The sequence below is a fragment of the Streptomyces ochraceiscleroticus genome (genome assembly GCF_000720485.1).
In the GTDB taxonomy this organism is placed as follows: Bacteria; Actinomycetota; Actinomycetes; order Streptomycetales; family Streptomycetaceae; genus Streptomyces; species Streptomyces ochraceiscleroticus.
Genome location: NZ_JOAX01000035.1, coordinates 33,156 through 52,597, shown reverse-complemented (window position 1 = coordinate 52,597; position 19,442 = coordinate 33,156). Strand labels below are relative to the sequence as shown.

Here is a 19,442-nt window from a genome sequence, read left to right as displayed (position 1 = left end):
TGAGGGGCGCCTCGAAGCCCATGAAGGGCGCCGGGCAGCGGCCGCCTCCGTGCCCGCCGCCGGCCGCCCTGCGCCCGGACGGCGCAAACGGGGGCGCGCGGTAGACAACCGGGCGCAACCCCTGGACTCTGGGATGGATGGGGGGTTGTCTGGACCGGGGGGCACAGCGCAACAAATCGGGGGCGGAAGACCATTTTCCTCAAGCTCGGGCTCTCGGCGGATAGGGGCGCTTTCCATGACACCCACGCTCGTACAGCACGGCCTCCAGCGTTCCGGCCCTTCCGGTCACCCTGCACCGGACGGCCCCGGTTCGGGGGCGCGCGCCCGCGACTGGGCCGAAATCCAGGAACGGATGCTGGTGCCGCTGTATGAGGCCGTGTATCAACGGCTGGATGTCGGCCCGCACACCCGACTGCTGGCACTGGGGTGTGGTTCCGGCCTCGCCCTGCTGATGGCCACGGCCCGTGGCGCGCAGGTCAGCGGGGTGGACATGGATGAACCGCGGCTGCGGCTGGCCCGGGAGCGGCTGGCGCCGGAGCAGGCGGGCGGGGGCTCCGGGGAGTCGGCCGCGTGCCTGGCGCACGGCGGACCGGAGTGCATGGATTCTCCCCACCGCTTCAATCTGGTGACGGCGTTCCACCCGGTGGGCTGCGTCAGCACCGTCGACGGGCTGGCGTCCTCCTTGCAGACGGCGACGGCCCTCGCCGAGCGCGGCAGCCCGGTGGTACTTGGCGGGTGGGGCCCGGTCGAGCGATGCGCCACGGCAGGCGTACTCCGAGTGGCGCAACGGCTCGCGGATCCATCCCTCCCGCTCGACCGGACGACGTCGCCCGCGGCGGCGGGCTGGCGGCCCAGCAGCCGGGACGACCTGGAGGAGCTGGCGGAGCGTGCGGGGCTGCGGCCGGACGGTTCGGGCCGGGTGGCCTGCCCCTTCGGGTACGCCGATCTTCCGAGTGCGATGCGCGGGCTGCTGTCGACGGGCCTGTTCGACGCGGCGATGCAGGTCGCCGATCCGGCGCAGGTGGAGAAGGAACTGTCGGAGGCGCTGCATCCGTACCAGCGCGCGGACGGCACGGTCTGGATGCCGAACGTCTTCCGCTACCTGATCGCCCGGACGCGCTGAGCACCCTCCCGCCGTCGCGGCACCTCCGCAGTCGCGGGAAGGGGACGCGGACGTCATTCGCACGGGCACCACGGCTCGGCAACGGCAAGTCGAGCCGCCGTGAGTGCCGGCGATGACGTCCGCGCCCACTGAGCCCTGTCCGCACGCCTTGCACACTCGCCCATTCGCTCATTCGTGAAAATTGCTTGGCAAAATCCAGAATCCTGGTTATTGTCATTTGCATGAACAGCGTGGACGAGCGGTTCCTCACCCGCAATGGACTGGCTGCCCGGCAGCTCGCGGCCCTGTTGCTCCATCATGACGAGGACACCCGCCTCCCCCGCGTCCGCGACTTCGCCGAGGAGCTCGGCGTGGGCAATGGCACTATCCAGGCCGCCCTTCAGCTTCTGGAGGAGGCGGGTGCGATCGAGACGGTCGCCCGCGGTCACCTCGGTACGTTCCTCGTGCGGGCCGACCGGGCCATACTGTGGCGCCTGTCGGGGCTCGGCACGCTGCTCGCCGCCATGCCCCTCCCCTATTCACGGCGGTACGAAGGGCTGGCCACCGGCCTGCGCACGGCCTTCGAGGGCGCCGGCGCCCCGTTCGCGATCACGTTCATGCGGGGCGCGGCCACTCGCGTCGAGGCCCTACTGGAGAGCAAGGTCGACCTGGTCGTACTCTCCCGCTTCGCCGCCGACCGCTTCCTCGACGAGCTCCCCTTGGAGCTGGTCGCCGACCTCGGCCCGGCCACGTACGTCGGCGCACACGGCCTGCTGCTGCGGCACGGCGTGGATCCGGAAACGCCGGGGCTCCGGGTGGCCGTCGACTCCGCATCCGAGGACCTGCGGATGCTGGCCGGTCGGACGTTCGCCGGACGCGACGACATCCAGTGGGTGGAGGCGTCGTACATGCAACTGCGGGACCTGTTCGCACGCGGCGAGGTGGACGCCACGGTATGGAATCTCGATGAGGTCCAGGACCACCTCGGGCCGGACGTCGACGTACTGCCGCTGGGCGACGACATCACCCGCGATCTGTCCCTGCGCAACTCCAGCGCCGCGCTCATAGGACGGGCGCAGGGCGCCGCTGCCCTGAGCGCGGTACGAGACGGACTGGACCTGTCCGTCGTCACCGATCTGCAGGGGGAGGTACTGCGCGGCGAGCGCATGCCTTCGTACTGACCCAGAGAGCGGCGGCCCCGGAGAAAACTGGACGCCACCATCCCCTCAGCCGGAAGCCGATCACAGAGTCCGCTCGCAACCGGCCCGGACGGCGGCGCGCGCCGGCTTCACCTTGCCCGAACCGAGCGTCAACCGCAGAGCACACCTTCACTCATTCGAAAAAGAGTGCACACGACTCTCGTCAATATCCAGAATCCTGGTTACTGTCGATATCAGTCATACCGCAGGCATCGCGAGGAAAGGACGCCCCATGGAGGACCGACTCGCCCTCCGCCTCCGGCTCTTCCGGGACAGCGGACAGGCGCCGCCGCAGGTGACGCGATTCGTCGAGGAGGAGCTGACGGCCCTGGCCGCCGAAGGTCATCCCGTCACCGAGGACACCGCCGGCCTGTTGACCAGTCACCTCGTGATGGCCCTCACCCGGCTGCTGAGCGGCGAGCCCATCGAGCAGTTCCGCACCGACGAGGACGTGGCGGCGGAACTTGTCGACCATCGCCGGGCCGTCGCGCGGGCCCGCGCCATATCCCTGCGCGCCGAGAAGGAACTGGGCGCCGCGCTGCCCGACTCCGAGATCAATTTCCTGGCGATGCATCTCGCCGTACTCCCCAAGGACGCACTCACAAGGGACGTGCCATGACGAAGATTCTCACCGGCGGCGTCGGCAAGCTCGAGGTCGCCGAGACAGTGCAGAAGCTGGCCTTGGACGGCGTCGACGTCGCTGTCTCCAGCGACATGGACGCGGCGATGAAACTGCGCGCCGGACAGGCCGACTACTACCTGGGCACCTGCCACACCGGCGCCGGCGCCTCGCTCGGTGTCCTGCTGGGCCTCATGGGCAGCGCCGCCTGCCACACCTTCGGCCGCTCCGTCCCCACCGAGGACGAGGTGAGCGCCCTCATCGGCGCCGGCAAGAAGGTCTTCGGCTTCGGCATGGACAAGATCGACACTGTCGCCCCCGTCCTCGCCCGCGCCATCGCGGCCCACGACGCCTGACCCGGTCAAGGCATTGAGGAGTGAGCCGTGCGTGGGAACATCGCCGCCGCAGCCGCCGGCAGCACAGATCTCGGCCTGTCGCTGACACAGCAGCTGACCGTCATCGTCCTCTGCGCCCTGACGGCCTTCATCTCGCATCTGGCCCTGGCCGTCTTCAATGACGGCGTCCGCCCCTTCATGCTGGACTTCATTCAGGGGCGCACGACCCGCAGCGCCACCACGGCCGTGTCCTTCGGACTCTCCGCGGGCTTCATCTTCGGACTGGGCGCGCCGATGGCGCTGTCCACGGGGGTGCTGAACCCCTGGCTGCTCTTCCTGCCCACCGACATCCTCGGCATCCTCTCGCCGAAGAAGTGGCTGGCGCCGGTCCTCGGGGCCGCCTGGGGCGCGGTCGTCGTCTTCGGGCTGAACGGTGCCAACAGCCTGGCGCACGACCTGCCGGTCGACTTCCTCACCGCGATGCAGCAGATGTCGACGCCGATCCTCTTTCTCTTCACGCTCTTTCCGGTACTGGCGATCAGCAAGCAGTTCGGCAAGCTGCGCGGCGGTATCGCGGGCCTGGTCGAACTGGCCCTGGTTGTCGCCACGATGAAGCTGTGGCCGGGCATCTTCGCCGGAGCCATCGCCATGGCGGTGGGCGTGCTGATGCTGATCGCGTTCGCCGTGGCCAAGGATCTGCGGCAGCGCAGGAAGGAGCGGGCCGAGCAGGCCGGAAGAGCCGACGGCCCGGCGGAGGACGCGTCGGGCGGCGACGACCCGATGGCCTCGTTGTTCAGTACGAGCGCGACCCGGCTGCGCAAGCATCTGCCGCTGTTCATGGTGCTGGGTGCCGGGGTCTGCCTGCTGGCCCAGATGCACATCTTCGGCGGTGGCGAGGCGACCAGCTTCCTGGTCGCCAAGGGTGACTACAGCGGCGCGGCCCAGGTGGACTTCTACCGCGTCTTCGGCTTCGTCCCGCTGATCGCCACCACGGCCCTTGCCTCGGGCGCCTACGGCATCGCCGGCTTCACGCTGGTCTACCCGATCGGCTATCTCCTGCCGAACCCCTGGCTGGCACTGATATGCGGAGCCCTGGTCTTCGCCGTCGAGGTGCTGGCGCTCTCGTGGATCGGCCGGATACTCGGTCGGCTGCCGTCGGTACGGGACTCCTCCGAGCACCTGCGCAGCGCGATCAGCGACTCGCTGCAGCTGGCCATCCTCTTCGGCTCCCTGATGGCGGCCAATGCCATGGGCGGCGGCCTCGGCATCCTCATCGTCGGCGGGCTCTACCTGCTGAACGAGGCGATGGGCCGGGTCGTGGTCCGCATGGCCGCGGCACCCGCCGCCGTGATCGTCGGCGGCGTCATCCTCAACCTCCTGTACTGGCTGGACCTGTTCACTCCCGTCAAGGGCTGACGCGGTCCGTACGCAGGCCCGACCGGCGGCGTACGGGAACGGGGCGAGCCACCGACCTCCAGCAGGACCGGCCCTCCGGCAGGAAGAAAGCAAGGCAGCACCATGCACGACATCCGGACCGTCACCGGCCCCCTCACCCCCGCCGCCGTACGGGGCCCCGCACTCGCACACGAGCACCTGGCGCTCGACCTGCGCCGGGGCACCGACCGGGCAGCGGTGCTCGACGACCGCCACACCGACGCGGTCATCGGCGAACTCGCCGAGATGCGCGAGGAGTTGGGTCTTTCGCTGGTCATCGAGCTGAGCTGCCGGGGCATGGGCCGCGACGTGACCGCGCTGGCCCGGATCTCCAAGGACTCCGGCGTCCCGGTCGTCGCGGCCACCGGCTGGTACTACGAGCCGTTCCACCCTTCCGAGGTCGGCGACGCCGGCGTCGAGGAGCTGACCGACACGCTGGTGCGGGAGATCACCGAAGGCATCGGTCCGGAGGGCATACTCCCCGGCGTCATCGGAGAGGTCGGCAGTCATGGTGACCGCCCCAGCGAGCCGGAGGTCCGGGCGCTGAAAGCGGCCGCACGGGCCGCCGTGGCCACCGGCCTCTCCGTGGCCACCCACGCTCAGCTCGGCCGGGGCGGCGCCGCCCAGCTGGCGTTGCTCACCGCCGAGGGGCTGCCGCCGCACCGGATCTGCATCGGCCATCAGGACCTGCTGGACGACTCGGGTGTGCACCGGGAGCTGGCGGAGCGGGGGGCGTACGTCGCCTTCGACACGATCGGCAAGGAGAGCTACCAGAGCGACGCGGTCCGGCTGCGGCTGCTGCTGCAGCTGGTGGCGGCCGGGCATGCGGGCCGGGTGCTGCTGAGTTGCGACATCTCCCGGCACGGCTATCTGCGGGGCGAGGGCGGACAGGGGTACGGCCATCTGTTCCGGTCCTTCCTGCCGCGGCTGCGGGCGGCAGGGGTGGACGAGGACCTGATCGATCTGATGACCCGCCGCAATCCGATCCGCTTCCTCACCGGAGCGCGCACAGAGGAGGCGACCTGAGATGCCCGTACAGGAACGGCCCGCTGGGCAGCGGCCGGGGGCCGGACTCGGATCCGAAGCGGCCTCGTTGCCGGAGACCTTCCCCTTGCCGACCGTGCCGCTGGCGGACGCCGTCGCGCGGCAGCACCGGCTGCTGGAGTGCGTTGCGCGGCACTTCGAAGGAGAGCAGCTCTTCGCGGCGGACGCCGGGGTCGTACCCGGGCTCGGCCGGCCGCGCACGACCGCGCGGGTGGAGGCCGTACTCGCCGACTTCTTCGGGGCCGAGGACGCCGCCCTGGTCCAAGGAGCGGGTACCGGCGCGATCCGCGCCGCGCTCTCCGCGGTGCTCGGCGCGGGTGATCCGCTCCTCCTCCACCGCGCACCGGTCTACCGCACCACCGCCGTCACCCTGCGCGGCCTGGGCGTGGCGGTGACGGAGGTGGACTTCAACGACCGTGCGGCGCTGGCGGAGGCGCTGGACGGCGGGCGGTTCTCCTGGGCGTACGTGCAGCACACGCGGCAGCGGCTGGCCGACTCCTACGATCCCGGTGAGGTGCTGGCGGCGTGCCGCGCGGCCGGGGTGCGCACCGTCGTCGACGACAACTACGCGGTCATGCGCGTCCCGGAGAGCGGGGTCGAGCTGGGCGCCGACGCCTCCTGCTTCTCGCTCTTCAAGCTGCACGGTCCGGAGGGCGTCGGGGCGGTGGTGGGCTCGGCCGACCTGGTGTCGCGCGTGCACGCGGACAACTACTCGGGAGGCGGTCAGGTCCAGGGGCACCAGGCGCTCGACGCGTTGCGCGCGCTCACCCACGTACCGGTGATGTGGTCGCTGCAGTCGGCGGTGGGCGCGGAGGTGGCCGAACGGCTGACGACGGGTGAGGTCCCGGGCGTCGCCGAGGTCCGTATCGCCAATGCCCAGGACCGCTGTCTGCTGGTGCGGCTGGACCGGCCGGTGGCTCGCGAACTGCCCACCGCGGCCGCGCGGTACGGGGCTGCGCCCTATCCCGTCGGCTCCAACTCCCGTTATGAGATCGCGCCGTTGTTCTACCGCATGTCGAGCTCGTCCCTGGAGGACGTGCCGGAGCTCGCGGAGTGGACCGTGCGGATCAATCCCATGCGCGCCGGCGCGGATCTCGTGCTCGACATCTTGCGCCGATCGCTGCGCGACCTTCGTGAGACAGGGGACTGACCGTGTTCCTCGACGCCGTCCTCCACCGCAACCCGGAACTGGTCGCCTTCGCGGCCGAGTTGCACGACTCCGGGGCCATCCCGCCGGACACGTACGTCATGGACCTGGACGCCATCGAGTCCAATGCGGAACTGCTGGCCCGGGAGGCGGACCGGCTCGGTCTGTCACTGTGGTTCGTGGTCAAGCAGATCGGCCGCAATCCGGAGCTGATCGAGGCCATCGCGCGGCACATCCCGCGGTTCGCGGCCATCGATCCCCCCGAGGCCCGCATCCTGCACGCCGCGGGCGCGCAGGCCGGCAACCTCGGCCACCTCGTCCAGATCCCGGCCCGTGCGCTGCCCGAGATGCTCGCCTGGCGTCCGGAGACCGTCACCGTCTACGACCTGGCGAACGCCCGAGCCGTCTCGGACGCCGCCACCCGGCTCGGATTCGTCCAGGACGTACTGGTCCGGCTGGAGGGCGCGGCCGGTGCGGTCTACCCGGGACAGGAGGGCGGAGTACGGCTCGACGGTGGTGCCGACGGCCCGGACCGTGCGAATGGCCCGGACGGCGCGGGTAGTCGGCACGGTTCCGCCGGCGGTTCGGGCGGCGACCGAACCGGGCCGGCCGGGCCGGACGGTCTGGACGGGCCGGACGGTCTGGACGCGTTTGTCGCGGAGGCCGAGCGGCTGCCGGGGGTCCGGGTGGCCGGTGTCACGGCGTTCCCGTGTGTGCGGTGCGATCCGGATACGGGTGAGCCACGGCCGACGCCCAACTTCGCGCTGGCCCGTGCCGCCGTGGAGCGGCTCGCCGCCCGTGGTTACACGGACCTCAAGCTGAGCGCGCCGAGCGCCACATCGATGGCCACGCTGCCGCTGCTGGCGCGGCTGGGCGCGACGCACGGGGAGCCGGGCCACGCCCTCACCGGCACCACCCCGCTGCACGCCGTGGACCACGCGCAGCCGGAGCGGCCCGCGTATGTGTACGTGAGCGAGGTCGCCCATACGCTCGCCGACGGCCGGCCCGCGTTGTACGGCGGCGGGTTCTACCCCCGCGGCGGCGCCAGGGAGGCGCTGATCCCGCGTACCGGGGCGCGGTTGCGGGTCGAGGACGCACCCGCCGCGAACATCGACTACTACCGGCTGCTCGCTCCCGGGGACGCGCGGGTGGGTGATACCGCCGTGCTGGCCTTCCGCACCCAGATCTTCGTCACCCGCAGCAGCGTGGCCGTCGTCTCCGGACTGTCCTCGGGGGCGCCGAAGCTCAGCGGTCTCTACGACCCGCTCGGGAGGCCCTATTGATCAGCCACCGCGCCGCCCGGCAGGCGGCCTCCGCTCCCCCGTCGTTCCCTCCGTCATCCGTACCTGCTTCATCCGACCCGGACGCCAGGAACCGCCATGAGCAAGATCGTCATCCTCGTCGTCGACGGCTTCGGCATCGGCGCGATGCCCGATGCCGGAGCGCTGCGCCCCGGCGACGTGCGGGCCGACACCCTCGGCCACCTCCTCGACCACCACCGTGCGACGACCGACCGCCCCCTGGAGCTGCCCGCGCTCGGCGCGCTCGGGCTGGGCTCCGTGCATCCGCATCCGGATCTCGCGCCGCGCCCCTCGCTGCCGGTAGCGGCCGGCCGGGCGGCGCTGGGCTATCGGGGCGCGGACACATACGCGGGGCACCAGACGATGATGGGCGCCGACTTCAGCCGGGTGACGGTGGCCCGGCTCGCCGAGCACCTCCAGGAGGTGACCGCTACGCTGCGGGCGGCCGGGCACCGTACGGAACCGCTCAACGGCAAGCCGCTGCTGATGGTCGACGGGCGGGTGCTGGTGCACGACAACCTGGAGGCCGATCCGGGTATCAACTGGAACGCCTCGGCACGGCTGGATGAGACGCCGTTCGCACAGGTACTGGCAGTGGCGCGGGTGGTCCGATCGGTCGCGCCGGTCGCCCGGGTGATCGCGGTGGGCGGCCACGCCGACGGGCCGCTGCCCGGGTTCGTACGTCACGGGGATGCCGGCACGGTCGGGCTGGACACCCCGGCCAGCGGCTTCTACCGCAACGGCGGGCTGGAGGTGCAGCATCTGGGCGCACCGCTGGACCACACCCGGCAGTTGCCCGAGGCCGCCGCCCGGGCGGGCGTGCCCGTCACGCTCGTCGGCAAGGCGGCCGACATCCTCGCCTGCGAGGCGGCGGTGCGCCGGCCGGCGGTGGACACCGCAGAGGTGCTGGGGCACACGCTGGACGCGGTGCGGATGGCCGGGCGGAGCGAGGGCGCGGGGCCGGAAGGATCGCTGCTGGTGGTCAGCAATGTGCAGGAGACCGATCTGGCCGGGCACGAGCAGGATCCGGAGCGGTACGCGGCCGTGCTGCGGCGGGTGGACACGGGGATCGCGGCGCTGCTGCCGCTGCTCACGGCGCCCGGGGACCGTCTGATCGTCACCGGCGATCACGGCAACGACCCGACGATCGGGCACGCCTTCCACACCAGGGAGTTCGTGCCGGTGCTGATCCACCGTCCCGGTGCTGCCGCCGCCGAGCGTCTGCCGGACGCCGCGTCGCTGGCCGATGTGGGCGCCACCGCGGCCGTCGCACTGGGCCTGAGCCCGGCCGGCCTCGCGAGCGGCACTCCACTTCCCCTGGAGTGTCCTATACGCGGCGCAGAGCCCGCCCACCCCGCGCACCTCGTCTGTGCCACGGAGGCCGCGGGCCCCGAGAGCTGCACGCGCTGACGGGGGCAGGGGCCGGACACGTACACGTGCCCTCGCACTCGTACGAGCACGGCCGGACGGGACACGCGTGCGGCCCCGACCGGAGAGGTCCGGGCGGGGCCGTAGAGGCGGAAGGCGACCGGCGGTCGCGCGTCAGCCCATGAACTTCTTGAACTCCTCGGGGAGTTCGAAGTTCTGCGGGGCGTCCTGGCCGCCCTGCGGAAGGCCGAGCGGGTTGCCGTTCTGGGCCGCCTCACGGCGGGCCGCGGCGGCCTCCTCCTCGGCCTTGCGCTTCATGGGGTTGCCGCTGCGCTGCTTGCCCTTGGCCTTCTTCTGCTGCTTCTTCTTCTTGGCGCCGCCGCCCATGCCCGGCATCCCGGGCATGCCCGGCATCCCCGGCATGCCGCCGCCCTGGGCCATCTTCGACATCATCTTCCGGGCGTCGAAGAAGCGCTCGACCAGGCTCTTCACAGCGCTGACGTCGACACCCGAACCGCGCGCGATACGGGCGCGGCGCGAGCCGTTGATGATGGTCGGGTCCTGGCGCTCGCCCGGGGTCATCGACTTGATGATCGCGGCGGTGCGGTCCACGTCCCGCTCGTCCAGATTGTTGATCTGGTCCTTCATCTGCGCCATGCCGGGCAGCATGCCGAGCAGCTTGGAGATGGAGCCCATCTTGCGGACCTGCTCCATCTGGGCCAGGAAGTCGTCGAGCGTGAACTCCTTCGGGCCCTTCTGCAGCTTGGCCGCCATCTTCTCGGCCTCGGCCTGGCTGAAGGTCTGCTCGGCCTTCTCGATGAGCGACAGCATGTCGCCCATCCCCAGGATGCGGGACGCCATGCGGTCCGGGTGGAACGCGTCGAAGTCGTCCAGCTTCTCGCCGTTGGAGGCGAACATGATCTGCTTGCCGGTGACATGCGCGATGGAGAGCGCGGCACCACCGCGGGCGTCGCCGTCGAGCTTGGAGAGCACCACGCCGTCGAAGCCGACGCCGTCGCGGAACGCCTCGGCGGTGTTGACCGCGTCCTGGCCGATCATGGCGTCGACGACGAAGAGGACCTCGTCCGGCTTGACCGCGTCACGGATGTCCGCGGCCTGCTGCATCAGCTCCTGGTCGATGCCCAGGCGGCCGGCGGTGTCGACGATCACGACGTCGTGCTGCTTGTCGCGGGCGTACTCGATGGAGTCCTGCGCGACCTTGACCGGGTCGCCGACGCCGTTGCCCGGCTCGGGGGCGAAGATCGCCACGCCGGCGCGCTCGGCGACGACGGAGAGCTGGTTCACGGCGTTCGGGCGCTGGAGGTCGCAGGCGACCAGCATCGGGGTGTGGCCCTGCGCCTTGAGCCAGCGGCCCAGCTTGCCGGCCAGGGTGGTCTTACCGGCGCCCTGGAGGCCGGCGAGCATGATGACCGTCGGCGGCTGCTTGGCGAAGCGGAGGCGACGGGTCTCGCCGCCGAGGATGCCGATGAGCTCCTCGTTGACGATCTTGATGACCTGCTGGGCGGGGTTCAGCGCCTGGGAGACCTCGGAGCCGAGCGCCCGCTCCTTGACCTGCTTGATGAAGGCGCGGACGACGGGCAGCGCGACGTCCGCTTCGAGCAGGGCGATACGGATCTCGCGCGCGGTGGCGTCGATGTCCGCCTCGGAAAGGCGCCCCTTGCCCCGGAGATTTTTGAAAGTACTCGCCAGGCGGTCGGAAAGCGTATCGAACACGGCGGTCGTCGATCCTCGGGGTCGGGGGTGGAGTCAATCGGCTTCTAGAGTATCCGCCCCACGGTACAGAACGTCCGGGCCTACCCGAAGAGACGGAGAGGAGCGGGCTCACCGCGTGCGCCGGGCGCAGAACGACGCTCCTCCCGGCCGCCCGCGAGCGCCGGGAGCGCCCGGTGGTCCTGTGTGGTGGCTGCGGTGCCGCGGGTCACTTCAGGGCTCGCTCGACGGCCTCGGCCACTTCCGTCGCGGTGTCGGGCGGGAGCGGGGAGCCGTCGGGGTCCGTGACGTAGAAGGCGTCCACCGCGTTGGCGCCGAGGGTACTGACGTGGGCGCTGCGGACCGTGACGCCCGCGTCCTCCAGGGCGCGGCCGATCCGGTACAGCAGGCCCTGTGCGTCCTGAGCGCGTACCTCGATGACGGTGGCGGAGCGGGAACCGCCGGGTGCCACCGTCACCCGGGGCGGCGGCGCCTGGAGCCGGCGCGAGCGCCGTGCGTAGGCGCGTTCGCGTTCGGCGAGGCGGGCCGGGATGTCGAGCGTGCCGTCCAGCGCCCGTACGAGGTCGGCGCGCAGCCGGACCGCTTGCGGCAGCGATCCGTACTCGGCCGCCACCCGCCAGCTCAGGAGGAGCATCGGGCGGCGGGCGGCTGCGGAGCCCGTGCCCGTTACGTGCCGGGGCTCGGCTTCGGACCGCGTGTCCGTCCCGCCGTCCCTCTCCTGGTCGGCCGTTCCGGACAGCTCCTCCGGCAGGGGCATGACGCGGAGGTCGGCGGCGCGGACGGTGAGGCGGTGCACGGCGAGTACGCCGGCGGTGGCGGGGAGCACTCCCGGGCGGTCCGGTACGGCGATGAGGAGTTCGACGCCGACCGGCTCCTGGGACCCGGCGGCCTCCTGCGGGCCAGCGGATTCCGGGTGCTCGAGCGGATCCGGGCGGCCTGTGGGGCCCGGGGTGCGGGCCGGCGCGTTCCCGAGGGCCGGCCGGGGGGCGGTGCCGCTCGGCGATGGCTCCGGCGCCTCCACGGGCGGCTCGGCCCGGGTGTGCAGGGCCAGGACCGGTTCGCCCGTGCGCCACGCCTCGATAGCGAGGCGTTCCTGTTCCGCTGTGGGCTCCCACGGGGTGGGCGTCGTCGCGTCGGGCTCGCCCGCCAGCAGTCCGCCGACCCGTCGGACCAGGTCGGCGACCAGCCCCTCGCGCCAGCGGCTCCAGGCGGCCGGCCCGGTGGCCAGCGCGTCGGCCTCGGTGAGGGCGTGCAGCAGCTCCAGCGTGCCGGCCGAGCGGACCACCTGGGCGACCGCGGCGACCGTGGCCGGGTCGTCCAGGTCGCGGCGGGTGGCGGTCTCGACGAGGAGGAGGTGATGGCGTACGAGGGTGGCGATGACGTCCGTGTCCTTGGCGTCGAAGCCGAGCCGGGCGGCCACATCGCGGGCGATGGTCTCCCCGGACACCGAGTGGTCGCCGGGCCAGCCCTTGCCGATGTCGTGCAGGAGGGCTGCCATGAGGAGCAGGTCGGGGCGGTGGACGCGGCGGGTCAGGGCGGACGCCCGTACGGCGGTCTCGACGAGGTGCCGGTCGACGGTCCAGCGGTGCACGGCGTTGCGCTGCGGGCGGCAGCGCACGCGCTCCCAGTCCGGCAGCAGCCGCGTGATGATCCCCTCGGCCTCCAGCGCCTCCCATACGGGCACGGTGTGGGCGCCGGCGCCCAGCAGGGTCAGCAGCTCCTCGCGGGCCTCGGCGGGCCACGGCACAGGCAGCGGGCGGGCCGCCGCGGCCAGCCGGCGCACGGCGTGCGGGGACAGCGCCAGGCCCGCCTGGGCGGCGGCTGCCGCGGCGCGCAGCGGCAGCACGGCGTCGCGTTCGGGGCGGGTCGTGCGGGCCAGTACGACCTCGCCGTCGTGCTCCACGACGCCCTCGGCCAGCGGCGACCGCTCGCCCTTGCCCGCCGTCCGCCCGCTTCTGCCGCTCATCAGCCCGCGCAGCGAGGGCCGCACGGAGCGGGCGCGCAGCACGCGGCCGACCTCACGCCAGGTGACGTCGCCGGCGTACGAGATCGTGCGCGCCGACTCGTACACCTGACGCAGCAGGGTGTCCGCGTCGAGGAGGCCGAGGGCCGCCGCGACCTGGTCCTGCTCCTGGAGCGCGAGCCGGTCGGTGGCCCGGCCGGTGACCAGGTGGAGGGCGTCGCGTACGTCCAGCAGGCGGCCGCGGGCGGCCTCCAGGCCGGCCCGGGGGGCGTCGGCGAGCCAGGAGGCGGCCACCGCGCGCAGGGCGGTGACGTCGCGCAGACCGCCTCTGGCCTCCTTCAGGTCGGGCTCGAGGAGGTACTGCAGCTCGCCCTGCCGGTCGGCCCGGTCCAGGCAGAGCGCGTTGAGCTCCGGGAGGCGCTTGGGGGCGGCCTCGCGCCAGTCGGCGAAGCTCGCGGTGCGCAGGGCGGTGGTGAGGTCGGGGGTGCCGGCGAGGTGGCGGGCGTCGAGCAGGCCGAGCTGGGCCTTGAGGTCGTCGCGAGCGGTGCGGCGGGCCTCGGCGAGCGTGCGGACGGAGTGGTCCAGGTCCAGACCGAGGTCCCAGAGCGGATACCAGAGGTGGTCGGCGAGGGCCGCGACCTCTTGGGGCGATGCCTTGCCGTCGTGCAGGAGGAGCAGGTCGAGGTCGCTGCGGGGAGAGAGCTCGCCGCGGCCGTAGCCGCCCACGGCGACGAGCGCCGCGCCGGTCACGCCGCTCTGGGCGGCAGCGCGCTCGAAGAGTCCGGCCAGCCAGCGGTCGGTGAGGCGGGCGAGAGCCGCGCGGCGGTCGGGGCCGGTGATGGTCTCGTCCTGGAGGAGGTGCAGGCGGGCGGCGGGGTAGTCGGGGGCGGCGGTGGGGTGGTCCGTGCCGGGTCCGCCCGGGGTTCCGGCTGCGGCCGTGTTCGTGCCGGTGCCGGTCGTCCGGTCGACGCCTGCTGTCTCCTCGACGCTGTCGGTCACCTCGCGCGCTCCTTGTTCGTTCTGGTGTGGCATCGGCTGCCGGGGGTTGCGGCGTGTGATGCGTTGTCCGGCCGGCGCCGGTGGTGGCCGGTGGGCTCCGGTGCCGTGGGGTGGGGTGCCCCGGACCCACCCCTTCCCGAAACCGGGGCAGCAGCCCCGGACCCCGCAAAGGTGTCCTCGAACGCCGGACGAGCCGGGAGTACCGCCGGGCGGGGCCGAGTGGACCGGCACGGCCCCAGGGGCCCCGGCACCGCCGGAGCCGGCCCGCCGGGACGCCCTCGACGGATCACCCCCGGAGGGAGACGTCCCGGACGGACCGCACCCGAGGGGCCGACCCGCCCCACCGAACGCCCCGCCCCCCTCGCCCAACCGGCGAGGGGGGCACCGCCTCCAGGAAGCGAACCGGCCGTTCAGCACCCGGCCGAGGCCGCACCGGCCGGCGCGCGCCTCACGTGGCTCGCGCTCAGAGCGCGTCCGGGCCCCGTTCGCCCGTGCGGACGCGGACCGCCTCGTCGACCGGGACGCTCCAGACCTTGCCGTCGCCGATCTTGCCGGTGCGGGCGGCCTTGACGACGACCTCGACCAGTTGTTCGGCGTCGGCGTCCTCGACCAGGACCTCGATACGGATCTTGGGGACGAGGTCCACGGTGTACTCGGCGCCGCGGTACACCTCCGTGTGGCCGCGCTGCCGGCCGTATCCGCTGGCCTCGGTGACGGTCAGGCCGTGCACGCCGAATGACTGCAGGGCCTCCTTCACCTCGTCCAGCCGGTGCGGCTTGATTACTGCCGTGATGAGCTTCACGCGTCCACCTTCTTCGCCTTGCCCGGAGTCCCGCCCTGGGCCTGAGCCGATGATCCTGCCTGCGAGGCCGTATCCGTGCCTTCCGCGCCCCCGTGAGCCGGAGTGTCACCGGAACCCGGGGCCGGCGCCGCCGTACGGGTCAGGGCCGAGCCGCCACCGGTGCCGCCGTAGTCGTACGCCGTCTCCGCGTGGGCGGCCTGGTCCACGCCCGCCAGCTCCTCGTCCTCGCTGACCCGGAAGCCCATCACCAGGTCGACGACCTTGGCAAGGATGAAGCTGATCACGAGGGAGTAGAGCAGGACGCAGACCACGCCGACGGACTGCTTGCCGAGCTGGGCCAGGCCGCCGCCGTAGAAGAGGCCCTTGGCGTCGCTCTGCACGCCGCCGGTGGCGAAGAAGCCGATGAGGAGCGAGCCGACGACACCGCCGACCAGGTGGACGCCGACGACGTCGAGGGAGTCGTCGTAACCGAACTTGTACTTCAGGCCGACGGCCATGGCGCACAGGACGCCGGCGATGATGCCGATCGCGATGGAGCCGAGGGGGCTGACCGAGCCGCAGGCCGGGGTGATGGCGACCAGACCGGCCACGGCGCCGGAGGCGGCACCCAGGGTCGTGAACGAGCCGTGCCGGATCTTCTCGTACGCCAGCCAGCCGAGCATCGCCGCGCCCGTGGCGACCTGGGTGTTCAGGAAGGCGACCGCGCCCACGCCGTCGTCGTTGCCGAGCCAGGAGCCGGCGTTGAAGCCGAACCAGCCGAACCACAGCAGGCCCGCGCCGAGCATGACCAGCGGCAGGCTGTGCGGCCGCATCGGGTCCTTCTTGAAGCCGATCCGCTTGCCGACGACGAAGATGACGCCCAGCGCCGCGGCGCCGGCGTTGATGTGGACGGCCGTACCGCCCGCGAAGTCGATCACGCCGAGCTCGAAGAGCCAGCCGCCGGCGCCCCACACCCAGTGGGCGACGGGGAAGTACACGACCGTCACCCACAGGACGATGAAGAGGGCCCAGGCGGAGAACTTCACGCGGTCCGCGAGGGCGCCGCTGATCAGCGCGGGGGTGAGGATCGCGAACATGAGCTGAAAGGCCGCGAAGACGTAGACCGGGACGGTGTAGCCGTCCCAGAGCTCGGTGAGGCCGATGCCGCTGAGGCCGACGTAGTCACCGGTCCAGCCGATGAGCGAGCCGTGATCGGTGCCGAAGGCGAGGCTGAAGCCGTACAGCACCCACAGGACGGTCACCAGGCCGAGGCTGATGAAACTCATCATCAGCATGTTCAGGACGCTCTTCACGCGGACCATGCCGCCGTAGAAGAACGCGAGCGCGGGGGTCATCACCATCACCAGGGCGGTGGCGATCAGCATGAACCCGGTGTTGGCAGGGCTCAGCTCTACCTTGTCTGCTGCGAGCGTCAGGATGCCTGGGGGCATCGGCGTCTCCTCGTCGTCGATGCGGCCCGTGCGGGTGTGGTGCTGATGGGCCGGCTTTCGCCACGAGGTTGACTCAGCGCCGTTTCCGGCGAAGCGCCCCGGTGTTTCGCGGTAGTGACGAAGGCGACGGCGGTGTTACGCGCGGATGAACGCCTGTGGGGGCCACGGAAACCCCGGACCGGCCGCGATCACTTGCCCTCAGACCTGGCGATGGGGGAGCCGAGTCGGGCTGTACGGGGTGTGATCGCGGCCGGGGTTTTCGGGGCCGGTGCGCTGACCGGCCGCCTGCTAGACCGCCTCCGCGGCCGTCTCCGGCAGGTGGTGCTGCAGCTCCTCGGTCAACTGGATCACCTCGGCGACCTCGGAGAAGGACCGGGCCGCGGTGTCCACGGTCTTGCGCAGCCGGGTGTTGACCCGCTCCGAGCGCACCTGCTTCGCGAACGGTATGGCCTGGTGGGCCAGGTCCGCGCACTGCTCGGGCTCGCGCTGGAGCAGGTGGACCGTGGCCATGCCGATGAGGTTGAGGGCGTAGGAGCGCTGGTGCTCGGGGTCCTTGCCGAACAGCTCGACGGCGCGCTCCATGACCGGGTGCGCCAGCGAGGCGTACGTGGGGCTGCGGCCCGCTACGTAGGCGAGGTCGCGGTACGAGTGGGCGTTCTCGGCGTTCAGCTCGGCCTCGGAGAAGAAGCGGATCCAGTCCGGCTCGAGCCGCGCGCCGGGCTCCACGTCGGCGAAGGTGTCCTCCGCCATCCGGACGGCCCGCTTGACCTTGCTGGGCTGGCCCATGCCGGCGTACGCGCGGGCCTCCATCGCATACAGCATGGCCTGCGTGCGCGGCGTGGCCATTTCGCGGCTGCCGTACTGGGCGAGATGGATCAGCTCCAGGGCGTCGTCGGGGCGCCCGAGGTGGATCATCTGGCGGCTCATGCTGGAGAGGATGTACGAGCCGAGCGGCTTGTCGCCGGCCTCCTTGGACGCGTGCAGCGCGAGGACGAAGTACTTCTGCGCCGTGGGCTGCAGACCGATGTCGTAACTCATCCAGCCCGCCAGCTCGGCGAGCTCGGCGGCGACCTTGAAGAGCCGCTTGGAGACCGCTTCGGGGTGCGACTCCTGGAGCAGGTCGGTGACTTCGTGGAGCTGCCCGACGACGGCCTTGCGGCGCAGTCCGCCGCCGCACTGGGCGTCCCACTGCCGGAACATCATGGTCGTGGACTCCAGCAGCTCCAGCTCGGGCTGCGAGAGCCGGCCGCCGCGGCGGCGCCCCGTCTCGGGCCCGGCCTCGTCCCCGGCCCCGGCGGGCGTGGGCACCAGCCAGCGCTGCATCGGCTCGATGAGGGCGGGCCCGGCGGACAGCGCCAGCGAGGTCCCGAGGAAGCCGCGCCGCGCCAGCATGAGGTCACTGCGCGAGAACTCGCTGATGAGGGAGACTGTCTGGGGCCCGGCCCAGGGGAGGTCCACGCCGGAGACCGACGGGGACTGGTGCGCGGTGCGCAGGCCGAGGTCCTCGATGGAGACGACGCAGCCGAAGCGCTCGGAGAACAGCTCCGACAGGATGCGGGGGATCGGCTCCCGGGGCTGCTCGCCGTCCAGCCAGCGGCGGACCCGCGAGGTGTCGGTACTGATGTGGTGTGCGCCAAGCTGCCGGGCGCGGCGGTTGACCTGGCGGGCGAGCTCGCCCTTGGACCAACCGCTGCGCACGAACCACGAACCCAACTGCTCGTTCGGGCGCTTGTCAGCGCACGTGCCGCCGTTGCCGCCCAACTCGAACGCCCCCATCCGGATCTGTCGTCCTGTCACGAACCTCCGACAGGATGCCGCTCTTTCGCGACGCCTGTCCTGGAGTGACCCCAGCCGACCACGGATTCCGGCCGCCGGAAAGCCGCCAAGCGGTCACTCTGCTTGCCTTTGGCATACCCATGTGGCGGATACCCCTCCCGGTTCGTGCACCGAAAGTAATCCTACGATCACGCCTCCCGCGAGGCCGATCCAGGAAACGCCACCATTCGCCACCCCTTCGAATGAACTCCTCCGCGGCTCAGCGCGATTGACTTGACACAGGTCGAGAAGGGTTGGGCGGAGAGGAGCACTCAAGGGCGCGCGTGTCACGCCGCACAACCCACAGCACTACGTCACACCGTCGACGACCACGACTGGCGACGGAGCGTCACGGCAACACTCCGGCACGTAACCACAGACCTGTAGGACCCGTTGGAGGGGGCATGGGCTTCACGATCGGCGGCATCCGGGAGTTTCGCGACATTCGCCATGGCGCGCGGCGGCGGGTCCGCTCCGCCGAGACCACGGCGGTGGCGGAGTACACCGGGCTGTGGGGCTGGGACGTCGTGCCCGGCGCCCGCGCGGCGCGGGGCGGCGACGGCCGGGCCGCCTGCTCGTGCGGAGCGGCGCGCTGCGCCAGCCCGGGCGCCCACCCACTGCCCTTCGCCGACGTGCTGCCCGCCGGCGCGACCCTGGAGAAGGCCGCGGCGGCCTGGGCGGAGACGCCGGGCGCCTCGGTACTGCTCCCGGTCGGCCGCAGCTTCGACATCCTGGACGTACCCGCCGCCGCGGGGCGCACGGCCCTGGTACGCCTCGAACGGATGGGGCTGCCCCTGGGGCCGGTCGCCGCCACCCCGACCGGACGCGCGCTGTTCTTCGTCGCGCCGGGCGCCGCCGCCGGGATGCCGACGCTGCTGTACCGCATGGGCTGGGACGACGCCTCGCTGGACCTGCGGCCACTGGGCCCGGGCGACCACATCGTCGCGCCGCCGTGCGACCTCGCGGGGCTGGGCCCGATGCGCTGGCTGCGACCGCCGACGCTGGACGGCGTGGGGCACCCCCCGGAGGCGAAACTGCTGCTGGGCACGCTGGCGTACGTATGTCACCGTCTGTGCGCCTAAACCGGCGCCGCTTTCGCGGAGGTGGCTGGGCGCCGTGGGGGTTGCTCAATTGATGGTTGCGGTCCGTGTGG

The 19,442-nt window shown here is 72.0% G+C and carries 15 protein-coding genes; 10 read left to right on the top strand and 5 right to left on the bottom strand.

What is annotated here, in order from left to right; genetic code table 11:
• Positions 1-235: 235 nt before the first annotated feature.
• The 9 genes from IG84_RS0132835 (at position 236) to IG84_RS0132790 (ending at position 9,591) form a co-directional block, all read left to right on the top strand.
• Positions 236-1,123, top strand: a complete 888-nt coding sequence (locus IG84_RS0132835; RefSeq protein ID WP_078649684.1) for a class I SAM-dependent methyltransferase — start codon at positions 236-238, stop codon at positions 1,121-1,123.
• Positions 1,124-1,344: 221 nt separating this feature from the next.
• Positions 1,345-2,283: a GntR family transcriptional regulator YhfZ gene (gene yhfZ / locus IG84_RS0132830; RefSeq protein ID WP_031065486.1), complete on the top strand. Its 939-nt coding sequence runs from the start codon at positions 1,345-1,347 to the stop codon at positions 2,281-2,283.
• Positions 2,284-2,533: 250 nt separating this feature from the next.
• Entirely contained in the window at positions 2,534-2,920 is a 387-nt protein-coding gene (locus IG84_RS0132825) for a PRD domain-containing protein (protein WP_031065483.1), read from the top strand.
• The gene (locus IG84_RS0132820) at positions 2,917-3,276 is read left to right on the top strand and encodes a DUF2620 domain-containing protein (protein ID WP_031065482.1); all 360 of its coding nucleotides are present in this window, start codon (positions 2,917-2,919) and stop codon (positions 3,274-3,276) included. Before IG84_RS0132825 ends, IG84_RS0132820 begins: the two co-directional genes overlap by 4 nt.
• 27 nt (positions 3,277-3,303) lie before the next feature.
• Positions 3,304-4,671 (top strand): YhfT family protein, encoded by a 1,368-nt coding sequence (locus IG84_RS0132815; RefSeq protein ID WP_245659684.1) that lies wholly within the window; start codon positions 3,304-3,306, stop codon positions 4,669-4,671.
• A gap of 102 nt (positions 4,672-4,773) precedes the next feature.
• Positions 4,774-5,715, top strand: coding sequence for a phosphotriesterase family protein (locus tag IG84_RS0132810; protein ID WP_031065466.1), 942 nt, complete (start codon positions 4,774-4,776; stop codon positions 5,713-5,715).
• Position 5,716: 1 nt separating this feature from the next.
• Entirely contained in the window at positions 5,717-6,883 is a 1,167-nt protein-coding gene (locus IG84_RS0132805) for an aminotransferase class V-fold PLP-dependent enzyme (protein ID WP_078649682.1), read from the top strand.
• A gap of 2 nt (positions 6,884-6,885) precedes the next feature.
• A complete protein-coding gene (locus tag IG84_RS40250) occupies positions 6,886-8,163 on the top strand; it encodes an alanine racemase (RefSeq protein ID WP_037801127.1) in 1,278 nt (425 codons plus the stop codon).
• Positions 8,164-8,259: 96 nt separating this feature from the next.
• A complete protein-coding gene (locus IG84_RS0132790) occupies positions 8,260-9,591 on the top strand; it encodes a phosphopentomutase (RefSeq protein ID WP_078649680.1) in 1,332 nt (443 codons plus the stop codon).
• A 132-nt stretch (positions 9,592-9,723) separates the two neighbouring features.
• On the opposite strand, the gene ffh is transcribed toward IG84_RS0132790, so the two are convergent.
• The 5 genes from ffh to nsdA all read right to left on the bottom strand — a co-directional run bounded on the left by ffh (position 9,724) and on the right by nsdA (position 18,250).
• Entirely contained in the window at positions 9,724-11,283 is a 1,560-nt protein-coding gene (gene ffh, locus IG84_RS0132785) for a signal recognition particle protein (protein ID WP_031065456.1), read from the bottom strand.
• Between the two features lie 205 nt (positions 11,284-11,488).
• Positions 11,489-14,242, bottom strand: a complete 2,754-nt coding sequence (locus tag IG84_RS0132780; protein WP_031065453.1) for a [protein-PII] uridylyltransferase — start codon at positions 14,240-14,242, stop codon at positions 11,489-11,491.
• Between the two features lie 463 nt (positions 14,243-14,705).
• Positions 14,706-15,044, bottom strand: a complete 339-nt coding sequence (locus tag IG84_RS0132775; RefSeq protein ID WP_031065450.1) for a P-II family nitrogen regulator — start codon at positions 15,042-15,044, stop codon at positions 14,706-14,708.
• Complete coding sequence (locus IG84_RS0132770) at positions 15,041-16,474, bottom strand: ammonium transporter (protein ID WP_037801126.1); 1,434 nt, start codon at positions 16,472-16,474, stop codon at positions 15,041-15,043. The genes IG84_RS0132775 and IG84_RS0132770 overlap by 4 nt, the downstream gene beginning before the upstream one ends.
• Positions 16,475-16,762: 288 nt before the next feature.
• Positions 16,763-18,250, bottom strand: coding sequence for a transcriptional repressor NsdA (nsdA, locus tag IG84_RS0132765; RefSeq protein ID WP_382467326.1), 1,488 nt, complete (start codon positions 18,248-18,250; stop codon positions 16,763-16,765).
• A 443-nt stretch (positions 18,251-18,693) separates the two neighbouring features.
• Between nsdA and IG84_RS0132760 the strand changes: the two genes are divergently transcribed.
• Positions 18,694-19,371: a bifunctional DNA primase/polymerase gene (locus IG84_RS0132760; RefSeq protein WP_031065440.1), complete on the top strand. Its 678-nt coding sequence runs from the start codon at positions 18,694-18,696 to the stop codon at positions 19,369-19,371.
• Positions 19,372-19,442: the final 71 nt, after the last annotated feature.